This window comes from Pseudarthrobacter sp. 05T312 (assembly GCF_056396685.1).
This window is the reverse complement of record NZ_JBFTLY010000016.1, coordinates 27,567-47,657: the sequence shown is the minus strand read 5'-3', so window position 1 is coordinate 47,657 and position 20,091 is coordinate 27,567. Positions and strand designations below refer to the sequence as shown.

Genomic DNA, 20,091 nt, shown 5'->3' with positions numbered 1-20,091 from the left:
TAGAAGTCCAGAGTTTGGAGTTTCAGCCGAACTGACGCCGTGTACTACCTCTCCAATTGCCTGGCCCCGCCAGGCCCTTCAGCGAACCCGGACTTTGACAGCATCCCACGCTGACGTGACGGCGTTTGCTTCGGAGCTTGCCGCACCGTAGCGGGTTCGGGCGGACCGGAGGGTGAGGGCAGCGAACGAACTGAAGGTTGCATTCGGATGTAGTCGAGGGTCGGCAAGGGTGTCGTACCAGATCTGTCCGGGTGCTTCCCATGCGTTGCCTCCAATCGCGGTGGCAACGAGATAGAACGCGTGGTTTGGGATTCCGGAGTTGGTGTGGACGCCGCCATTGTCGGTGGTAGTCCGGACGTAACCGTCCATCGTCGCAGGCTGGTGGTCGTACTGGTTGGCGGTACCGGGTGCCTTCATCGAGCGGAGGGCGGGGGAGAGAAGCGGCCCGACAATGTCGGCGCCGATAAGCCAGTCCGCTTGTTGTGCTGATTGGCCGAGGTGGTACTGCTTGACCAGAACGCCGAAAACATCCGAGCACGATTCGTTGAGCGCACCGGACTGACCGGAGTAGGTCAGGTTCGCTTCGTGCTGTGTCACGCCGTGCGTGAGCTCGTGGCCGACGACGTCGGTGCCTTTGGTGGTGTCTGTGAGTGTCTTCCCGTCGCCGTCACCGAAGTACATGTGCCCGGCTCCGTCGTAAAAAGCGTTGTCATAGTCTGTGCCGAAATGAACAAATCCCTCGAGTGGCATGCCCTGGTCATCGATCGAGTCACGGTGGAAGATGTCCCAGTAGAGGGCGTACGTGTAACCGAAGTTGTCATAAGCCTGGTTTACGGATTGGTCGGCGCTCGCCGGGTCTCCTTCGGAGCGCACAAGCCTCCCCGGTGTCTGGTCACTGGAATGTGCTTGGTCGTAGATTCTGCGGTTGGGGGCACCCCCTGCCGTCGTGCGCTGAAGGGCCGTGGGATGCGGGAGAGTGCGTGCTGCGACCTCGGCCCGGGAGACCCGGAGTCCTTGATCGATGGCCAGCGTGGACAACAGCACCTCCCTATGGTCCGGGTCAGCGCTCCGGGCCAGTTCGATCAATAGGTCCGGGGGAAGGATGCAGGCAAGGGAGCGGCCAAGCATGGCAGGTTCCACTCCGCGGCAGGTACGTTCATACATGATGATCTCCTTACAGTCAGTACTTTGACGCCAATAGCTGTGAGCGCCTGGTGCCTGGATGCTTTCTCCAAGCCACCTGCAAAGGAAGGCAGCTGCCACGCCGCGGCGGGGTCAGCCCGTAGATGTTCGCAGCGGGGCGCGAGGACGGGTTCCCGGTCCGATATGATGCTGGATTCGTGGCCGGCGGAAAGCCAATGGGCCTGCCCTGTTCTCCATACATAAAGTGCCCCGTTCCAGGGGCTCATCGTACGGCTGGGGAAGGCCGTCCTTATGCGTAATGAAGACCGTCGGCCCGCAGCATTGCCCGCTGCGGGTACCTTAGGAGCGGGCGCCCCTACCTGCCAGGGGCTATTGGCCCTTGCTTAACTCGGGTAAGTCGCGTGTGCTACCGAGCTGAAATGGGATTGTCGACAAGGACCCGGCCGCACCCTCAACTCACAAGCCGATACCCCACGACCTGGGTGCTTCGCCGGCAGCCCTCAGTTCCTCGAGCGTCGGTGGATTCGCTCCCGCCCGCTGGACCGTGATGGCTGCGGCCGCGGCTGCGGTGCGTCCCAGTTCCTCCAGAACGGCGGGCGCGAAGCCTTCGGTGCCGCGGGCTAAGAGGCCCATGATCAGGGCGGCCATGTAGGAGTCTCCGGCGCCGATGGTGTCCTTGACTGTGGCCTTTGCCGCCGGAACCGTGACCTTTGCGTTCGGGGAAGTGAATTGAGAGCCTGCAGCCCCCTTGGTTATCACCGCCAGGCCCGCGCCCAATTCGAGGATGTGGGGTTGCGATGTCGTCGAGGGTTTTTCCTGGATAGAGCCAATGGGCGTCTTCGTCGCTGAGCTTGACGACGTCGGTCAGGGAGAGAAGTTCTTCGAAGGTCGCCTTCGTTTCAGCGTGGCTGCCGAGCAGGGATGGCCTGATGTTCGGATCGTAGGTGATGGTGCACTGCGCGTGGGCTTGTTCGAGCAGGGCTTTGACAGCTTTGGCGCCTGGGTTCAGGAAGCTGGCTATGGAACCCGTGTGGAGGATTTTGGGGAAGCAGGTCGGCGCTGTTGGTGGCAGGTCCCAGTGGATATCGAAGTCGTATGTGGCGGACCCATCGTGCCCAAGGGTGGCGGTGGCGGTTGCCGTTCGCGTAACGATTCCGGAGCGGGCGGGAACCGAGGCTCCTCTACGCGTCAATTGGGTGCGTGTTAAGGACCCGGCGGAACGCCGGTCCGCATCTCGCTGTCCGGGACCGGAATGCAGACCGGTGGACCCGCACCGGGCGTCCGACTGGGACCGAACCAGCGGCGGCTCAGCGCCAGCCGAGCTGCGGAGCCACCTCCTTCAGGATCGACTCAATGACGTGTGCGTTGTAATTCACACCAAGTTGGTTGGGAACAGTCAGCAGCAGGGTGTCTGCCGCGGCGATCGCTTCATCTTTGGCCAACATCGCAGCCAGCTCATCAGGGGCGCCAGCATAGGAGCGGCCAAAAATCGCCCTGGTTTTCTCGTCAATGTTGCCGATCTGGTCGGAGCTCCGGCGGTCACGGCCAAAGTATCGCCAGTCGAGGTCGTTCGTCAGGGCGAAGATGCTGCGGCTGACTGAGACGCGGGGCTCCCGTTTGTGCCCGGCCTCCTTCCAGGCCTGCCGGTACAGTTCGATCTGCTCGGCCTGCTGGACGTGGAAGGGCTTGCCGCTCTCGTCATCCTTGAGAGTGGAACTCTGCAGGTTCATGCCGAGCTTCGCGGCCCAGACCGCCGTTGCGTTCGAGCCGGAACCCCACCAAATACGGTCCCGCAGCCCTTCCGAGTACGGCTCAATGCGCAGCAAACCCGGAGGATTGGGGAACATCGGTCGGGGGCTCGGGGCCGCGAAGCCCTCCCCCCTGAGCACCTCAAGCAAGCGCTCAGTATGACGGCGGCCCATGTCCGCATCCGATTCCCCCTCGTTCGGGGCGAAACCGAAGTAGCGCCACCCGTCGATGACCTGCTCGGGTGAACCTCGGCTGATGCCAAGCTGCAGCCGGCCGCCGGAAATCAGGTCGGCCGCGCCTGCGTCCTCCGCCATATAAAGCGGATTCTCGTAACGCATGTCGATCACGCCGGTACCGATTTCGATGCGGTTCGTGCGCGCCCCGATTGCCGCCAGCAGCGGGAACGGGGATGCATACTGCTGCGCGAAGTGATGGACGCGGAAGTACGCGCCGTCTGCTCCCAGCTCCTCTGCCGCGACGGCCAGGTCGATGGCCTGCAATAGCGCGTCCGATGCGCTGCGTGTGCCGGACTCCGGGTGGTCGGTCCAATGGCCGAAGGACAAAAATCCGATGCTCTTCACACCCACAGCCAACATGCCAGCGGACGTTCCTATTCCACCGGGCGGTTCAACCGGTCACGCGTACTCCGCCGACCGCGCCCGTCCACGGTGTCCCTGCGGGCCCCGGCAAGGACAGGTGCGCGGAGACGTAGCCTTCCTGGAGCGTGATCACCTGTGACGCCGCCCCCGGGCAGTCCACAGTGAGCTCGACGGGCCAGAGGGTGACCTTGGGATTCTCCTGCCGGATGAAGATCTTGGCGCTGGCGCCGCCAACGCAGGCTGCCGTCACTGTGTATCGGCCGGCCGCAGGCACCTGCTCGATTGTGCCAAAACCCCGGGCAGGGCCGTCAAGCGGCCCTTCCTGAAAGAGAAGGACCGGCCCCGGCACGGACTTAAGTATTCCGTCCAGCTCCTGGTAGTTCCGGACCTCCCGTTCAAGGACCAGTGGGTCCGGCGTCGGGGTGGCGGCCTCCGTTCCCCGGGGGGACCGGGGTACGGGAGTACCGCCGGGTTCGGCCGGCGTCCTGTTGGCCGGGTCCGGGTAGTCATAGGCGCACCCCGCCGCTGCTGCCAGTGGGACCAGCAGGCACAGGGACAGAACCAGTCGGTGCCGGACGGCGTTCATGGCCACAATTCCATGGTGGTCGTGGCCGCCCACTGAGGCAACCATGCCGGATGGAAACCGGGCGATCCAAGAACTGCTACTCGACTACTAATTAAGTACAGCGGTTCTCCCGGTATTCGCCTGCTCGTCGCCTGCCGTTCAGTCCGCATGGTGAGACTCGGGCGGTGACTTCACCATGTAAGGCCCACGAGGCTGAAAGTGTCTTCCTGTCCCCTTCCCGCCGCGGATTCCTTGCCGCTGCGCTGGCCGGTGCCGCCGTGACCCTGGCACCCATGTCCTTTGCCGCTGCCGATACCGGCGCCAGCAGGACCAAGACGATCACCGGGCACCTCGATCCTGGTGCCGCTGACTTCGTGTACCTGCCAGTTGAGGTGCCGGCCGGCGTAAACAAGATCAGCGTTTCCTACAGCTACAGCAAACCCTCGGTTACTCCGGGACTCCTGTCCAACGCCTGCGACATCGGAGTCTTCGACGAGAAGGGCACCGACCTTGCCGGAAAGGGATTCCGTGGCTGGTCGGGCGGCTTCCGTACTGAGTTCTTCATCAGCGCCGCCGAAGCCACCCCAGGGTACCTGCCAGGACCTGTGGGCAAAGGCACCTGGAATATCGCACTTGGCCCGTACCAGGTGGCCGAACAGGGCATGGACTATACCGTCAACGTCACCCTCGACTACGGCCCGGACGGCCCCCCTTTCCGTCCTCAGTACCCGGCCAAGCAGGTAAACGGCCGCGGACCTGGCTGGTACCGCGGAGACGCCCATCTCCACACCATCTACTCCGATGGCAAGCGCACCCCTGCGGAAGTCGCTGCCGGAGCGAGGGCAGCGAAACTAGACTTCATGATCAGCACTGACCACAACACTCCTGCCTCCCACGGAGTTTGGGGCCCCTTGGCCGGTGACGACCTGCTCATCCTCACCGGGGAGGAAGTCACCACCCGCAACGGCCACTACCTCGCACTGGGCATCGAACCAGGCGACTGGATCGACTGGCGCTACCGCGCCCGTGACAAGGGCTTCGAGCAGGAGGCCCAGCACATCCACGCCGCCGGAGGCCTGGTGGTCCCCGCCCACCCGTACTGCCCGTATGTCGCCTGCCGCTGGAAGTTCGGCTACGACGATGCGGACGCCGTCGAAGTCTGGACCGGCCCGTGGACCGTGGACGACGAGTATGCCATCAACACATGGGACTCGATGCTCGCCCATTCGGTGCGCACAGGCGGACGCTGGATCCCGGCCATGGGCAACAGCGATGCCCACAGCGAGCCGCAGGTCATCGGCCTACCACACAACGCGGTCAACGCCGCGGCCCTTTCGCACGACGCCGTCCTCGACGGCATCCGCAATGGGCGCAGCTGGATAGCCGAATCCGCAGACATCGCCCTGGACTTCGAAGTATCCGCGGGCGGCCGTAAGGCAGGCGTAGGGGAGAGGCTCGACGTTAAGTCCGATGCTCCCGTGACCGTCAGCGTGAAAGTCAGCGGGATCCCCAACGGCGCCATCCGGATCATCACCGACGAGGGGCAGACCCAGCAAGTCACCCTCCCGGCCTCCGGCCAGGGCTCGCACACCTGGGTCACCACCGCCCAGCTTTCCGCTTATGTCAGGGCCGAAGTGCGCCACCCCATGGCCGACGGAACAGCCAGCAACGGTACCAACATGGGCGTAGCGCTCTTGCTGGGCCCTATGGCTGCGTTGACCAACCCGATCTTTCTCGGGGCCAAATAACCGTGACAGCGCAGGGGAGTGGGCAAAGGGCTGCTATGTCCTGACCGACGCCATGTCAGCGGGTCTGGCCCGGGCAGCTTCAGCACTGTGTCCGGCGCGGGCGGACGTCCGCCGTCGGGCTTTTGCGAGGGACACCAACAAGGTCAGTATGGTGCCCGTCCAGGCAAACCAGGTGAGGAACACCAGGCCGATCGCCATTAAGGGGTGCATGGCCACAGCATAGGACCGCACGCCGGGCAGACGCGGGTGAAACTCCGCACCGCGCGGGCGGGAATTCTTCCCGCCCGCGGTTACGGCGACTTCCCCGGCCCTTGGTATCCGTGCCCTCAGTTGGGGTTGGAGGGACCGATCAACGTGCGCTGAGCGCCGCGGTCCGAGCGTAATGGAAGGCGGCCAGTGCCACGGCGCTGGCCGCCAAACGCAGGGTGTGGATTCGCTACTACCGCGCCAGCACGGGGGAGTCCCCTGCTGGCCTCGGCGCCGGCCACGCGGTGGGCGGAACGGAGGATGGGCACGTCAGTGCAGGTGGCGCTCCCAGTCCGAAGGCACCCGTCCTGCCGGGCCCGGGACGGGCTGGCTGAGCGGCCGGTGTTGGGGCGGCGCCAGTACCGTCCCTTCGTAGTATTCCTCCGTGGCGTAATTCCAGAACCAGTCCTCGCCGGGTTCAAAGGAACAGACAAAAGGGTGGCCGGTGGCGGCCGCGTGCGCGCTGGCATGCTGGGACGGCGAGGAGTCACAGCAGCCGATGTGGCCGCATTGGGCGCACCGGCGCAAGTGGAACCACCACCCGCCCTGGTTCTCGCACTCTGCACAGCCCGTACCGCTTGGCCGCGCGGAAGGATCGATTCCTGGGGGAAGGCTCATCTTGCGGGTTCCTTTGGTGGAGCATGCCTGAAACTGATGCATCCCCTGCAGGATAGGCCACTGCGTGGCCGGCCTGAAGGGACACAGCGGAGCGATGAATGTCCCTGGGCCCGCACCGTGCCGGCATCCCTGTGCCAAAACTGCGTGCGGTTCGGGAGTCAGTTCCCTGTAAGGCCGGGCCGCGGGCGCGTACCGTACTGGTGGGCGCTATGGCCGCTGGAACCGAAGGCAGGGGAGGAACGGTATGGACATCGAAGACGTGGACCTGCTGGTGATCGGCGGCGGAAAGGCAGGGAAAACGCTGGCAATGGACTCTGCCCGGGCCGGCAGGGCGGTCGCTATGGTCGAACGCTCCATGGTCGGCGGAACCTGCATCAATGTGGCGTGTATTCCCACCAAGACCCTCATTAACAGCGGCCGGGTTTTGGCTACCGTCCGCAGGGCCTCCGAATTCGGGGTCTCCGGGACCGGGCAACCGCTCATGGACCTCCAAATGCTGCGCCGCCGCAAGGAGGACGTCGTGGAGACCATGGTCGCCGGCCAGCGATCCTCCTTCAGCGATTCGGGCATGGACTTCATCCTTGGCGAGGCGTCGTTTGTGGCTCCCCGGACTGTGGAGGTACGGCTGGAGGCCGGCGGCACGCGCACCCTGCGCGGGGCCGACGTCGTGCTGAACCTCGGCACCGAGCCGCTCCTGCCGCCCATCAAGGGACTGGCGGAATCCAGCGTCCAGACTTCCAACACCCTGTTGGAGCTCCGGTCGATGCCCTCGAGCATGGTCATTTTGGGCGGCGGATACATTGGCTGCGAATTCGCCGATCTCCTCAACACCATCGGCGTCGACGTCACCATCGTCCAAAGTCGTGGTCAACTGCTCGCCCGGGAGGACGCGGACGTTGCTGCTGCCGTCGAGCAAAAGTTCACGGCAGCGGGCATCACCGTGCTCGTGGGGGAGAGGGCCGAGGAAATCACCAGGGCCGCGGACGGAAACGCAGTCGTCACCCTCTCCTCAGGGGAGACCGTCACCGCCGAGGACGTCCTGGTGGCGGTGGGGAGAAGGCCGGTGACCGACGGCGCAAATCTCCAGAATGCCGGCGTCGACCTGGACGACAACGGATTCATCAGGGTCGATGACCAGCTGCGCACCTCTGCTGACCGAACGTGGGCAGCCGGGGACGCCGCCGGGACCCCGCAGTTCACGCACGCTTCCTATGACGACTACCGCATACTCAAAACCAACATTGCCGCTGCCAACGGGGACGGGCGGCCGCGCAGCACCGAGGGCAGGTTGATTCCCTATTGCGTGTTCACCACCCCGGAGCTTGGCCGGGTAGGGCTCAGCGAACAGCAGGCCAGGGATGCCGGGTACAACGTCCGCGTCGCAAAAATGCCCGTGGCCGCCATTCCCCGCGCCCTGACGGTCGGACACCTGGATGGGTTCTGGAAAGCGGTCGTTGACCGTCGCACGGACAAGATCCTGGGTGCCGCCATGTACGGTGCTGACGCCAGCGAAACCATCGCCGTGGTGCAAATGGCAATGCTGGCTGACCTGGACTACACCAAGGTTCGCGATGCAATCATCACCCACCCGACCATGGCTGAAGGCCTGACCCTGCTGTTCACGCCGGCCTTCCTCGAGGACTAGGTCCGGCCGACCGGACGGTCAAGCCGGGCCGGGCAGGGCCCCCCGGAGCGTGGCAGGCCGAGGAGGCGGGCGCCGTTCTCCCATAACACGGCCCGCAGCCAGTCTTCGCCGAGATCCAGCCGGTCCAGGGCTTCGAGCTGATGGGCGTAGGCGTATGGAATGTTCGGAAAATCGGAACCGAGGATAATGCGGTCCTGCAAGCCGGAAAGACGGTGCCGGTAGCTGCCGGGCATGGGGGCGAAGGTGTTGGTGAAATCGGTGCCGACCATGGTCGTGTCGAGGAAGACCCCGGGATAGTCCGTGGCGAGGTCTGCGAAGGCGTCATACTCCGGCATGCCCATATGGGCGATCACCAGCACCAGCGACGGAAACCTGGACAGCAGCCGTTGGATGTGCCCGGGGCCCGTGAAGGTCCCGGCCAGTGGGGCCGATCCTGCATGGATTACCACAGGGATGCCCGCTCTCTGGAGTGCTTCCCATGCGTCGTCGAGGAGCGGATCTTCGGGTGCGAAGCCGCCTACCTTGACGTGGACTTTGAACAGCTTCGCGCCGGCGTCGATGGCGCCCCGGACGTACTGGCCAACACCTGGTTCGGGATAAAATGTCGCGCATTGGAGGGCATCCGGCACCCGGCGGGAGAAATCCAGGCTCCAGTCGTTGAGCCACTGGGCCATGCCGGGTTTATGTGCGTAGGTCAGCGCCGGGATGGCTTTCAGGCCGAAGTCCCGCAGGGATGCAATCCGGGCTTGCTCATCGGTGCGGTACCGGATGGGCCACGGACGCCCGTAGTTCTCCTCTGCATGGTCAAAGTACGACCAGACTTTGCGCATCATGGGATCCGGGAGGAAATGGACGTGGATATCCGCCAACCCCGGTATGCCCAGTGCGCGCACGTACGCGGGGATTTCGCTGTCTCCACGTGGTCCTGTGATCTTCATGCTCCCTCCGACTTCGGGCCTGTCCGGACCATGCGGGAAGGCCACCGGTCCCGCGGCTTAGGGCATCTGGCCGGGCTGCTTCCGGAGCGCGGCCCACGCCTGGAAACCGCCGACAAGGTCGGTGGCCCGAGCCAGCCCCAGCCGTTGCAGGGTATGGGCGGCGAGGCTGGAACTGTACCCCTCATTGCAGACCACCACGATCCTCCGGGTGAAGTCGTCGGCGCCGGGGATCCGGTGGGGGCTGGATGGGTCGAGCCGCCACTCGAGCACGTTCCGGTCGATGGTGATTGCCCCGGGAAGTTCTCCATCACGGTCCCGCTGATCGGCCGGCCTTGTGTCGACAACAAGCGCACCCGCTGCCATTTCCCGTTCAAGATCGGAAGGCTGGACACGGTCCAGCCCGATCCGGCATTCCCTGAGCAACTGGTCGATCGTAAGACTCCCGGCAGGACCGCCCGGATCATCGTTGTGCACCGTGATCGGAGCATCGTTGTCGGAAATATGACCTTGTTCCACCGATTACCTCGCACTTCCCGTTTCCCTTGGACGGCGGTTCCACGATAAAGCGAAGCCAGTCCGTCGCCCTCTTTAGATTATGGACGGAGGGGCGCTCGTCGGACCCGCCACGCCATGGATCCATGCACGGTCCAGGAAGGCAGCGGTGCGCCCGCGGGCGTGACAAAGGCCTCTACGACCGCGTTCCGCGATATGCAAAGCTGCGTTTTATGCCGTACTTCCTGGAGTACGTAACTAGCCATACCGTGGGCCGGGCTGCCATCAATGGCGGCACGCTGCATGAAGCGCTGGCGTACGCCCAGAGGGCCCTCATGGGCTTGCCCTGCATCAGCGCGGTCCTGCGGCACGCGTCCGCTGACAGCCGTGTGTTTGGGGAGGGGCCGGCCTTAGCCGGCTTCACGGCTGCCCAGGGGTGGAGGATCCACGGGCACCTCGTGCCGCAGGTGATGCCGTCCCACGAAGTGCCCGCTGAGTGAAACTGCCGGAGAAATACCCGCCACGGACGCTTCCGTGGACTAGCTAACCTTTCCGGCATGCCTGCGCCGGGACTCCTGTCCGTCCGCTTGTCCGCCCGGTACCGGCCTGTCACCGCCGCGGCGCAGGCTGAGCATCACCAGGCCGGCGGCGAGCAGGCAGCAAGCCAGGAAGATGGACGTGGCCAGGAAGCTGCCGTGCGTCACGTCCTGCAGGTACCCGCCCACGTAAGGCCCCACGAATCCGCCGAGATTCCCCACCGCATTGATCAGTCCCATGGCGGTGCCGGCCACCGCTACCGGCATGGCGCGTGACGCGGAGGCCCAGAACGGCCCGTCGTAGGCCAGGGCTCCGGCGACGGCGATGCTGATCAGGGTGACTGCAAGGAACGGAATGTTATCCCCGGTTGCCACCGAGAGCACCAGGGCGACAGCACCGACGGCCATGGAGAGGAGCACGTGGGTGGAGTAGCGGCCGGTGCGGTCTGCGGCCTTGGCGTTGTACCAGAGGCCCACCATTGCCAGTACATACGGGATGGCGGTGATGAGGCCGACCTCGATCGAGGACCCGGAGGTGATCGTCTTGATCACGTGCGGGAGCCAGATATTGATGCCGTAGAAGCCGATCTGGATGAGGAAGTACACCAGGGTCAGCCGCCACACCACCGAGTTGGAGATGACGTGGCGCAGGCCCAGCTTTTCCTGCTGTGGATGGGCCGCCGCATCGGCAGCAAGTCCATTTTCGATGTACTCGCGCTCCTCGACGGAGCACCACTTCGCTTCCCGCGGGTGATCGGCAATCAGGGCCCACCACAGCGGCGCGGCGATGACGAACGGGAAGATGCCCTCGATGATGAACAACCACCGCCAGTCCGAGAAGGACAGTATCCACCCGGACAGCGGGGCCGTGATGATGGACGCAATCGCGATGTTCATCATCCAGAACGCGTAAGCCCTTGCGCGTTCGGCGGCGGGGAACCAGTGGCTGATCAGGACAAGGATCGCGGGCCAGATTCCGGCCTCGGCCACGCCGAGGAAGAAGCGGACCACGAGCAGTTGGGTGAAGTCCTGGATGAATCCGGAGAGGACGGCCAACACGCCCCAAATGAGTACCATGATGCCGACAAATTTCTTGGCACTCCAGTGCTCGGCGAGGTGGCCGCCTGGTATTTGCAGGACCAGATAGCCAATAAAGAAAATACCGGCAGCCAGCCCCTGCTGGGCGGCGTCGATGCCCAGGTCCTGGTGGAGGCCGTTAAGGGCGAACCCGATGTTGGTCCGGTCCATGAACGAGATGATGTAGACGATGATTGCGACGGGAATCAGCCTCTTCCACCGGGCGTTTCCCACTGCGGTTGCTGACGTGGCGTTGCGGGCCATTGGATTGCTCCTTCGCAATATGGCTTATCAGATAGCACCCCAGCATGCTGACGCTCTCCCGCGGGCCCCGGAAGGGCCAGCTTTCCGTGCAGGACGGAAGGAGCGGGACTTGTGCGGGGGCCGCGCCACATGGCGGTGGAGTCCAGCAGCCGTCAGTTAGCCTGCAGCCCTCCCACGCGAATTATTCTCTTATTCAATAGCAACTATTGCGTTAACGCAAGGAAGTTAGGCGGCTCCAGAGGGATTTCCCAGGGCTTCCAACCCCCGTGCGGGTACGGAGCCCGGCACGGCCCCGGGGCCCGGGCGTGCGTGTTCAAGCTGCAGTGCGCAGTGGATCAAAGGGAAGTGACTGAAGGCCTGGGGAGTGTTTCCGAGCTGGCGATGGTTTTTCGGGTCCCATTCTTCACTGAGCAGGCCCACGTCGTTACGGAGCGCCAACAAGCGTTCGAACAGGGCGGTGGCCTGCTCCCGGCGCCCTATTCCCTGGAGCGCGTCGACGAGCCAGAAGGAGCAGGCCAGGAAAACGCCTTCGGTTCCGGGCAGCCCGTCATTGGCCGCTTCCGGGTGGTAGCGCAGAACGAAGCCGTCCTGGGTGAGGTCTTTTTGGACCGCTTCGACGGTGCCGACGACGCGTGGATGGTTGCGGGGCAGGAACCCGACACGGGGGATGAGCAGCAGGCTGGCGTCGAGTTCGGTACTTCCGTAGGACTGGACGAAAGTGTTGCGTTTTTCGTCGAAGCCGTGGGCCATGACGTCATCGTGGATTTGCTTCCGCAGCGCCGCCCATCGCTCCCGGGGACCGGGCAGCCCGTACTGCTGTACTCCTTTGACCATCCGGTCGGCGGCCACCCAGGCCATGACCTTGGAATGGGTGAAGTTGCGGCGTGGGCCGCGCATCTCCCAAAGCCCGTTGTCCGGCTGGTCCCAGGCTCCCTCAAGGTATTCCATGAGCGCCACCTGGATGTCCCAGGAATCATCAGCCACCCCATCAGCGGCAGCGGCCCGGGTGAGCGCTAAGCCATCGAGTACCTCGCCCCATACGTCGAGCTGAAGCTGGGGTGCCGCTGCGTTTCCCGTCCGGACCGGCTTCGAGCCTTTGAAGCCCTGGAGCCATGGAAGTTCCGCCTCGGGGAGCCGGCGCGTGCCATCGATCCCGTACATGATCTGCAGATCGGCGGGGTCCCCGGCGACGGCCCGCAGCAGCCATTCCCGCCAGGCACTTGCTTCCTCGGTATAACCGCAGGCGAGCAGGGATTGCAGCGTCAGGGTGGCGTCCCGGAGCCAGCAGTACCGGTAGTCCCAGTTGCGGCTGCCGCCGGGGTCCTCGGGCAGGGACGTGGTGGGGGCCGCCACGATGCCGCCCGTAGGGGCATAGGTCAGTGCCTTGAGGGTGATGAGGGACCGCTGGACAGCGTCCTGGTAGGGACCGGCAGTGGTGTTGCGGCCGGTCCACTGATCCCAAAAAGCCTGCGTGGAGGCCAGGGCCCGGTGGGGGTCCGTCCGGTCCGGAACGGGCTTCCAGCTGGGTGCCCAGTGCAGGACAAACGGGACCAGCTCACCTGCCTTGACGGTGAATTCGCTGACGGTCCGCATGTCCTGGCCCTTCACGGGGGCCGGGGTGCTGAGGTAAGCGGCGTCCGGACCGGCGACGGCGCGGATGCCGTAATCCATGCGCCTGACCCAGGGAACGATGCGCCCGTAGTCGAAGCGGAGCAGCAGTTCGCCCTTCATGGGTACGCTGCCGTTGAGACCCTCCACGATGCGGACCATGTCGACGGAGTCATCGCGGGCAGGCATGAAGTCCGTCACCCGTACGCTGCCGTCCGCAGTGTCCCATTCCGTCTCCAGGATCAGCGTCCCGGGCCGGTAGCGCCGCCGGGTGCAGTTGCCGGCACCGGCGGGTGCCAGGAGCCAGCGTCCCGCCTCCGGGGAGTCCAGGAGTGCCGCAAAGCAGGCCGGTGAATCGAAGTTCGGCAGGCACATCCAGTCGATGGACCCGCTGCGGCCAACCAGGGCAGCCGTGTGCAGGTCGCCCACCATCGCATAGTCGCTGATCTCCGCCATCAGGCACCCCTTGGTGCGGGTCGACCGGCCGGTTCTCTGTGCGATATCTCCATTGAACGGGTCCTTCCTGGCGTGTTGGGATCTGTTGGCGGCCCTGGGCTGCTGGTCAGCCCACCCGGTATCTGTCGGCGTCCGCGGTTCGCAGCGAGAGGCCGTTGCCGTTGCCGGCCCCGGGGCTGAGCCACCCGCCGTCGGGGTCCATCGTTCCATCGAAGAAGAGGCTTTCGATGCGGACGTGGTCCGCAAACCACTCCAGGTGGCGGAAGTTGGGGGTGGCGGCAGCGACGGCGGCGCTCAGGTTGGGAGCGCAGTGGCCGGAGACGTCAAGGCCATGGGCAGCGGCGACCGCGGCGACACGGAGCCATTCGCTGATGCCCCCGCACCTGCTCACGTCCGCCTGGAGGCAGTCGACGGCGCCGGCGGCGCACATCCGCTGGAAGTAGGGGAGCCCGGTCCCGTATTCGCCGGCGGCAACATCGGCGTCCACGGCGTCCCTGACCTCCCGCAGCCCCGGCAGGTTGTCGCTGGAGACCGGCTCCTCGAACCAGGAAACGTCCTCGCCGGAAACCGCGCGCATCACGCGGATGGCCTGCTTAGCGGTGTAGGCGCCGTTGGCGTCGACGAAAAGTTCCACGCCAGGGCCGACGGCGGTGCGCGCCTGGCGGATGCGCTCCAGGTCGCGCCGGACGTCCCTTCCGTTGTCCCCGCCAATCTTGATCTTTACCCTCGGGATGTGCTGGCCGTGTGACCAGCCTTCGAGCTGGTCGCGCAGCTGGGTTGCGGTGTAAGTAGTGAAACCGCCGCTGCCGTAGATCGCCACCTTGTCCCTGACGGCGCCCAGCAGCTTGTGGAGCGGAAGGTCCAGGAGCCGGGCCTTGAGGTCCCAGAGGGCGCAGTCGACGGCGGACACGGCGTAGGACGCCAGGCCAGTTCTTCCCGGGTTGCGTACGACACGGGCCATGGCTGCCGCGGAAGCGGGAACGTCGAGTGCATCCACGCCGCACACGGCAGGACCGAGAAGGTCCTCCACCAGGGCTGCTGCTGCCGCGGGAGCATAGGTCCAGCCCAGGCCCGTCTTCCCGCCCGCGGCTGCCTGGACCAGCACCAGGGTGGTGGAGTCCCAGCTGAATGTGCCGTCCGCTTCCGGTCCCTCCGTGGGAACGGTGTAGGCCGCCGCCTTAACGGCGGTGACAGGAGCCTCCGCACGGTCCGGAGCGGAATTAGCCAAGGCTCAGCCCTCCTTGTGCGGCAGGAATTCCTGGATCTTGGTCTTGACCCCCTCCTTCACCACGCCCCAGGCACTGTCATCGCCCTTGACCATGGCTTCGGCTGTCTTGCGGGCTTGCTCCAAGGTGGCGTGCGGCGGGATGGGCGGAATATCAGGGTCGGTGCGGACATCCAAGACCGTGGGCCTGTCCGCGGCGAGTGCCTTCTCCCAGGCCGGCCCTACGTCGTCGGGATTATCCACGTGGATGCCCTGCAGTCCCAGGCTTTCCGCGAAGCCTGCGTAGTCGACGTCGGGCAGGGCCTGGGACTCGCGGAAGGCCGGTACGCCGCCCATGGCGCGCATTTCCCAAGTGACCTGGTTCAGGTCGTTGTTATGCAGGACAGCCACCACCAACCGGGGGTCGCTCCATTCCTGCCAGTAGTGCTTGACGGTGATCAGCTCCGCGAGCCCGTTCATCTGCATGGCACCGTCGCCGGCAAAGGCAATGGCCGGCCGGTCCGGGTGCGCAAACTTGGCCCCGATGGCATACGGGACACCCGGGCCCATGGTGGCCAGGTTCCCTGACAGTGAGCCGCGGACCCCGCCATGGAACTTCAGCTGCCGGGCATACCAGTTGGCCGATGAGCCCGAATCAGCACTGAGCATGGCGTTCTCCGGGAGCCGGCTGGAGAGCTCCGCGAACAGCCGCATGGGGTTGACGGGGTCAGCGCTGACCATGGCCTCGTCGTGCATGGTTTCCCACCAGCGGCTGACGGACTTTTCCAGGCCCTCCTGCCAGGACCGGTCCTTCTTCCGCTCCAGGTGCGGAATGAGCGCTCGCAGGGCGGTGCCGGCGTCGGCCACGATGTTGAATTCGTTCGCGTACCGCAGCCCGATCATTTTCGGGTCGAGGTCGATCTGCACGCCCCGGGCCTGGCCTGGTTCGGGCAGGAACTGGGTGTAGGGGAAGCTCGAGCCTATGGTGAGCAGTGTGTCGCAATCGCGCATCATTTCGTAGCTGGGGCGGGTGCCCAGCAGGCCGATCGAGCCCGTAACGTAGGGCAGGTCGTCGGGCAGCGAGTCCTTGCCCAGAAGGGCCTTGGCCACTCCCGCTCCCAGCAGCTCTGCCAGTTCCCGGACCTCCGCGGCGGCGCCCCTCGCGCCCTGCCCCAGGAGAATGGCCACCTTGGAGCCCTCATTCAGGAGCTGGGCGGCACCACGGATTGAGTCGCTGTCCGGGTGGATGTCCGGCCAGCGGATGCCGAGGCTGGAGGGCACCATCTTGAATTCGTGGGTGGGTGCGGAATACTCGAGTTCCTGGACATCTGCCGGGATGATCACGGCCGTGGGCGCCCGCTGTGCCTCCGCGATGCGGATGGCCCGGTCGATGACATTGGGCAGCTGCTGCGGCACGGTGACCATTTGGACATAGTCGGACGCCACGTCCTTGAACAGCGTCAGCAGGTCCACCTCCTGCTGGTAGGACCCGCCCATGGCGCTCCGTGCCGTTTGGCCTACGATCGCCACCACGGGAACATGGTCCAGCTTGGCGTCGTACAGCCCGTTCAGCAGGTGGATCGCGCCCGGGCCGGAGGTGGCCATGCAGATGGCGGGGCGTCCATCGAACTTGGCGTAGCCAACAGCTTCGAACGCGGCCATCTCCTCGTGCCTGGCCTGGATGAATTTCGGCTGGTTGCCCGCCTTGCCGAACGCGGCCAGGATGCCGTTGATGCCGTCTCCGGGGAAGCCGAAGACCTTGTCCACGCCCCACTCGCCCAGGCGGGAGAGCAGGTAGTCAGCCACTGTAGTTGCCATGATCAGTCTTCCTTCGTGCTTAGCGGGACACCCCTGCGGGCGCCTTGGACCAGGACACGGGCGGCGCGGGCCGCCAACGCCATGATGGTCAGGGCAGGGTTGGCACTGCCCTGGGTGGGCAGCACGCTGCCATCGGTCACCAGCAGGTTTGGTACGGCAAAACTGCGCAGGTTGCGGTCCACCACTCCCTCCCGCTCACCGGCGGCCATGCGGGCCCCGCCCACCAGGTGCGCGTAGCGGTTGATGGTGATCACCTCCTCCGCTCCGGCAGCGGTGAGGATCCGTTCCATGACCTTTTGCGCGGCGGACATCAGCTGCCGGTCGTTGTCGCACTGGCCGTAGCTGAAGCAGGCCACGGGGATGCCATTGCGGTCCGCTTCCTCCGCGAGCGTCACCCTGTTTCCTGCAAGGGGCAGGAACTCGCAGAGCGCGCCCAGGCAGGCCCAGTGGGGGTAGTCGCTCATGTACCGGCGCAGCGCCGCCCCCCAGTGGCCCTGCGCAGCAACGTGTTCCGCCCAGGTGATGGGAAGAGGCGAAACGGTCTGGATGGAGAAGCCACGCTTGTACGGCTTTTCGGGGTCTGTTTCGTAAAACTCCTCGGTGCTGACTTCCGGGGGCGGGGCCTTCCACATCCGGACTTCCGCCTGGAACCTTCCTGCGGTCTGCGGCGCCCCCTGGACCATGAGGTACCGGCCCACCTGGTCGAAGTCGTTGCACATTCCGTCCGGGAAGCGCGACGACGCGGAGTTCAGCAGCAGCCGCGGTGTTTCGATCGAGTAGCCGGCCACGGCCACCATCCGGGCGCGCTGGAACCGGGGCACGCCGCCGTGGAGGTATTCGACGCCGGTCGCCAGGCCTGTGTGCTCGTCGAACCCCACGCGGGTGGCCATGGAGTCCGCTCGGATTTCGGCTCCGTGTGCCAGGGCGTCCGGGACATGGGTGATCAGGGGAGAGGCCTTGGCATTGACCTTGCAGCCCTGGAGGCAGAAGCCGCGGTAGATGCAGTGCGGGCGGTTGCCGAAGCGGCCGTTGGCGATGGCCACCGGCCCCACCTTTGCGGTGATGCCGCAGGCGTTCGCACCTCTCAGGAACAGCTCCCCGTTGCCGGACACTGGGTGCGGCCGGTGGGGGTAGCTGTGGGGGTCGCCCCACGGCCAGTGCTCGCCGGCGACGGGCAGTTCGGCTTCGATGTCCTCGTAGAACTCCCGGAGTTCGGCGTATTCAAGTGGCCAGTCGGCGCCCACCCCGTCCACGCTCCAGGTGTGGAAGTCGCTCGGATGGAACCGGGGCGTGTAGCCGGCGAAATGGACCATGGAGCCACCCACGCCCCGGCCCGAATTGTTCGAGCCCAGCGGAACTGGATCCTTGCCAGTGATGACCCTCGGCTCGGTCCAGTACAGGTGGTGGGAGCCGGCTTCGTCGCTGACCCAGTCCTGCCCGGGTTCCCAGAACGGCCCAGCGTCAAGGCCCACGGCCCGCCACCCGGCCCGCGCGAGGCGCTGGAGCAGTGTGGCGCCCCCGGCACCGCAGCCCACGATGACAATGTCCACCTCGTCCCCGTCGCGGAAACGGCGCATGTCCGCGCGCAGGCGATGGTTGCTGCCCGGTCCGGTGGGCAGCAGCCACGCTGACTCGTTGCGCGCGCGCAGGCTGCTCACTGGCCGGTCCTTCGCGTGGGGTCCGCACCAGGGCGGACGTCGCGCACTTCGAATGGCTCCAGCCGGTCCACGCCCAGGTTTTTGTAGCCGCGGGGGTACGCGGGGCCCGCAAAGCCGATCTCGTCCCAAGCCAGCGGATGGGAGTAGAACGCGGTGCACGCGTACCGGGTCCAAAGGCTCCAGACCCGGTCCGCGGGGAGGCCGTGCCAGAGGTCCTGGTCGAGGTCACAGATGTCCTGCAGCAGTCCGGCCTGCGCTTCGCGGCTGAGCAGGGCGAAGGTGCAGTCCTCCCGGGACCGGGCCTCCTGGTCGAGCCCGGCCAACGACGCCCGCCAGGCTTCGCCGTCCCGCGGCATGTTTCCGTAGTGCCAGCCGTCCGTTTGCTCCTCGGCCAGGCGCGCGTCCACCATGTTCACCACCGGCACCCGCGGTTCCGCATGCTGCCCCAGCAGCTGGTCGAACAGGGCGCGGGCCGCGGCCTCCTCCGCCGGGGTGAAGAAGCGCACGTCCGGAGGGAGCGCCGTCCTGGACTGCACGACGGCGGCCGTCACCGGATCCCAGTGCCGCGCCTGGGCGAGGGTGCTGAAGCCTGGGTACCGGCCGCCGCCGTCGTCTTCGCCCAAGGGGAGCGCGCTCACGGCTCCCTCCTCAGGACCGAGGCGAGGACACCCATGCCCCCTACCATCGTCACAAGCAGCGGTGCGAACAGCGGCGGCCCCATCTCCAGGTTGTAGCGCAGGTTGGACAGGCCCCCTGGTTTCTGCCTGATTCCACGCAGGTGCAGCCACGTACCCTGCAAGCCGTTCGCCACGATGGCAGCGCTGGCCAGCGGGAGTGCCGTCTTGGCCATCCGGCGGCTGAAAACCGCGGCAACGCCCGCGGCCGCGCCTACCGGGCCAAGAGCCACGGGTACCCACATCCACTTGTTGCCGAAACTCGCTTTGTCGTGCTCAAGGAAGATCTCCGCGGCAGTCACCAGCGCGCCCACCGCCGTCAGCGCGGACAACGACCGCTCAAACCGGCCCGTCTGCACATCCATGATGAGCCTGTCGATGCCGTGGACTGTTCCTGCAACGGCCTTTTCTGCCTGGTGTGTTCCCACGATTCTCCTTACCTTGACGGAAAGTCCCGTGCTGGTCATGTGGAACCTTCAAACTTTGCGGGGGAGCAACTATCGGAGGAAACTGGTCCCCATGGATGCTGCTGGTCGACCTGAGCCCACGCTGGAACCTTCGAGCCGGGAAGTTGAGGCGGTGATGCTGGCAGCCGACACCCTTTTGCGCGTCGTGGCCCGCTCCGTTGCCGAGGTCGAGGATGTGGTGAATACTCCGCAGCTGCGGGTCCTGGTCCTCATCCACACCCGTGGACCGCAGAACCTTGGCGGGGTGGCGGCCGAGCTGGGCGTGCATGCCTCCAATGCCACCCGCATCTGCGACCGCCTGGTCGCTGCAGGCCTGCTGGAGCGGAGGGAGGATCCGGCGGACCGGCGGTACGTTCGCCTGGAGCTCAGCGTAAAGGGAAAGACTTTGGTGGACTCTGTGCTGGACCACCGACGGCAGGCGATTGCGGAGGTCATTTCGCGGATGCCGTCAGGCCGCCGCCCGGCACTGGCTGCGGCCTTGGAGGCCTTCGCGGCCGCCGCCGGCGGGCAAGGCACTTCGGACGGCCGTTTTACCTTGGGAGCCGGCACCTGAATTGGCCCGTTTCTGCTGCGGCAAGCCATATTT

The 20,091-nt window shown here is 65.6% G+C and carries 17 protein-coding genes and 1 pseudogene; 4 read left to right on the top strand and 14 right to left on the bottom strand.

All coding sequences use genetic code 11. The features are described from left to right. Window positions 1–78: 78 nt before the first annotated feature. From AC1DIP_RS17160 to AC1DIP_RS17145, 4 genes and pseudogenes are all read right to left on the bottom strand, one after another. Window positions 79–1,164: a M4 family metallopeptidase gene (locus tag AC1DIP_RS17160; protein ID WP_477734461.1), complete on the bottom strand. Its 1,086-nt coding sequence runs from the start codon at window positions 1,162–1,164 to the stop codon at window positions 79–81. 435 nt (window positions 1,165–1,599) lie between these two features. Then, window positions 1,600–2,296 (bottom strand): annotated as a pseudogene (locus tag AC1DIP_RS17155) (PfkB family carbohydrate kinase); the annotation flags it as partial. Between the two features lie 154 nt (window positions 2,297–2,450). Continuing rightward, window positions 2,451–3,473 (bottom strand): LLM class flavin-dependent oxidoreductase, encoded by a 1,023-nt coding sequence (locus tag AC1DIP_RS17150; RefSeq protein ID WP_477734460.1) that lies wholly within the window; start codon window positions 3,471–3,473, stop codon window positions 2,451–2,453. Window positions 3,474–3,519: 46 nt separating this feature from the next. After that, entirely contained in the window at window positions 3,520–4,122 is a 603-nt protein-coding gene (locus AC1DIP_RS17145; RefSeq protein WP_477734459.1) for a hypothetical protein, read from the bottom strand. Window positions 4,123–4,241: 119 nt separating this feature from the next. On the opposite strand from AC1DIP_RS17145, the gene AC1DIP_RS17140 reads away from it, so the two are divergent. Next, entirely contained in the window at window positions 4,242–5,804 is a 1,563-nt protein-coding gene (locus tag AC1DIP_RS17140; RefSeq protein WP_477734458.1) for a CehA/McbA family metallohydrolase, read from the top strand. Window positions 5,805–6,320: 516 nt separating this feature from the next. Here the strand turns inward: AC1DIP_RS17140 and AC1DIP_RS17135 are convergent. Then, entirely contained in the window at window positions 6,321–6,668 is a 348-nt protein-coding gene (locus tag AC1DIP_RS17135) for a UBP-type zinc finger domain-containing protein (protein WP_477734457.1), read from the bottom strand. 244 nt (window positions 6,669–6,912) lie between these two features. Between AC1DIP_RS17135 and AC1DIP_RS17130 the strand changes: the two genes are divergently transcribed. Beyond that, the gene (locus AC1DIP_RS17130; protein WP_477734456.1) at window positions 6,913–8,313 is read left to right on the top strand and encodes a dihydrolipoyl dehydrogenase family protein; all 1,401 of its coding nucleotides are present in this window, start codon (window positions 6,913–6,915) and stop codon (window positions 8,311–8,313) included. Here the strand turns inward: AC1DIP_RS17130 and AC1DIP_RS17125 are convergent. Together AC1DIP_RS17125 and AC1DIP_RS17120 are read right to left on the bottom strand one after the other, a co-directional pair. Beyond that, window positions 8,310–9,251, bottom strand: coding sequence for an amidohydrolase family protein (locus AC1DIP_RS17125; protein ID WP_477734455.1), 942 nt, complete (start codon window positions 9,249–9,251; stop codon window positions 8,310–8,312). The two genes, AC1DIP_RS17130 and AC1DIP_RS17125, sit on opposite strands and share 4 nt — an antisense overlap. Before the next feature lie 57 nt (window positions 9,252–9,308). Continuing rightward, window positions 9,309–9,767: a rhodanese-like domain-containing protein gene (locus tag AC1DIP_RS17120; protein WP_477734454.1), complete on the bottom strand. Its 459-nt coding sequence runs from the start codon at window positions 9,765–9,767 to the stop codon at window positions 9,309–9,311. Between the two features lie 209 nt (window positions 9,768–9,976). Between AC1DIP_RS17120 and AC1DIP_RS17115 the strand changes: the two genes are divergently transcribed. After that, on the top strand, window positions 9,977–10,243 hold the full coding sequence (locus tag AC1DIP_RS17115; RefSeq protein WP_476210860.1) for a hypothetical protein: 267 nt from the start codon (window positions 9,977–9,979) through the stop codon (window positions 10,241–10,243). A 39-nt stretch (window positions 10,244–10,282) separates the two neighbouring features. Here AC1DIP_RS17115 and AC1DIP_RS17110 read toward each other — a convergent pair whose 3' ends face one another. From AC1DIP_RS17110 to AC1DIP_RS17080, 7 genes are all read right to left on the bottom strand, one after another. Continuing rightward, window positions 10,283–11,620, bottom strand: coding sequence for an MFS transporter (locus AC1DIP_RS17110; protein WP_476210861.1), 1,338 nt, complete (start codon window positions 11,618–11,620; stop codon window positions 10,283–10,285). 225 nt (window positions 11,621–11,845) lie between these two features. After that, entirely contained in the window at window positions 11,846–13,684 is a 1,839-nt protein-coding gene (locus AC1DIP_RS17105) for a glycoside hydrolase family 15 protein (protein ID WP_477734453.1), read from the bottom strand. Between the two features lie 106 nt (window positions 13,685–13,790). Continuing rightward, window positions 13,791–14,912 (bottom strand): enolase C-terminal domain-like protein, encoded by a 1,122-nt coding sequence (locus AC1DIP_RS17100; RefSeq protein ID WP_477734452.1) that lies wholly within the window; start codon window positions 14,910–14,912, stop codon window positions 13,791–13,793. A gap of 3 nt (window positions 14,913–14,915) precedes the next feature. Beyond that, entirely contained in the window at window positions 14,916–16,706 is a 1,791-nt protein-coding gene (locus AC1DIP_RS17095; protein WP_477734451.1) for a thiamine pyrophosphate-requiring protein, read from the bottom strand. A 2-nt stretch (window positions 16,707–16,708) separates the two neighbouring features. Next, the gene (locus AC1DIP_RS17090) at window positions 16,709–18,364 is read right to left on the bottom strand and encodes a GMC family oxidoreductase (RefSeq protein WP_477734450.1); all 1,656 of its coding nucleotides are present in this window, start codon (window positions 18,362–18,364) and stop codon (window positions 16,709–16,711) included. Further along, window positions 18,361–19,002, bottom strand: coding sequence for a gluconate 2-dehydrogenase subunit 3 family protein (locus AC1DIP_RS17085; protein ID WP_477734449.1), 642 nt, complete (start codon window positions 19,000–19,002; stop codon window positions 18,361–18,363). The genes AC1DIP_RS17090 and AC1DIP_RS17085 overlap by 4 nt, the downstream gene beginning before the upstream one ends. Further along, on the bottom strand, window positions 18,999–19,505 hold the full coding sequence (locus tag AC1DIP_RS17080; RefSeq protein WP_476210869.1) for a hypothetical protein: 507 nt from the start codon (window positions 19,503–19,505) through the stop codon (window positions 18,999–19,001). Before AC1DIP_RS17080 ends, AC1DIP_RS17085 begins: the two co-directional genes overlap by 4 nt. 52 nt (window positions 19,506–19,557) lie before the next feature. Between AC1DIP_RS17080 and AC1DIP_RS17075 the strand changes: the two genes are divergently transcribed. Then, window positions 19,558–20,058, top strand: a complete 501-nt coding sequence (locus tag AC1DIP_RS17075; RefSeq protein ID WP_477734448.1) for a MarR family winged helix-turn-helix transcriptional regulator — start codon at window positions 19,558–19,560, stop codon at window positions 20,056–20,058. Window positions 20,059–20,091: the final 33 nt, after the last annotated feature.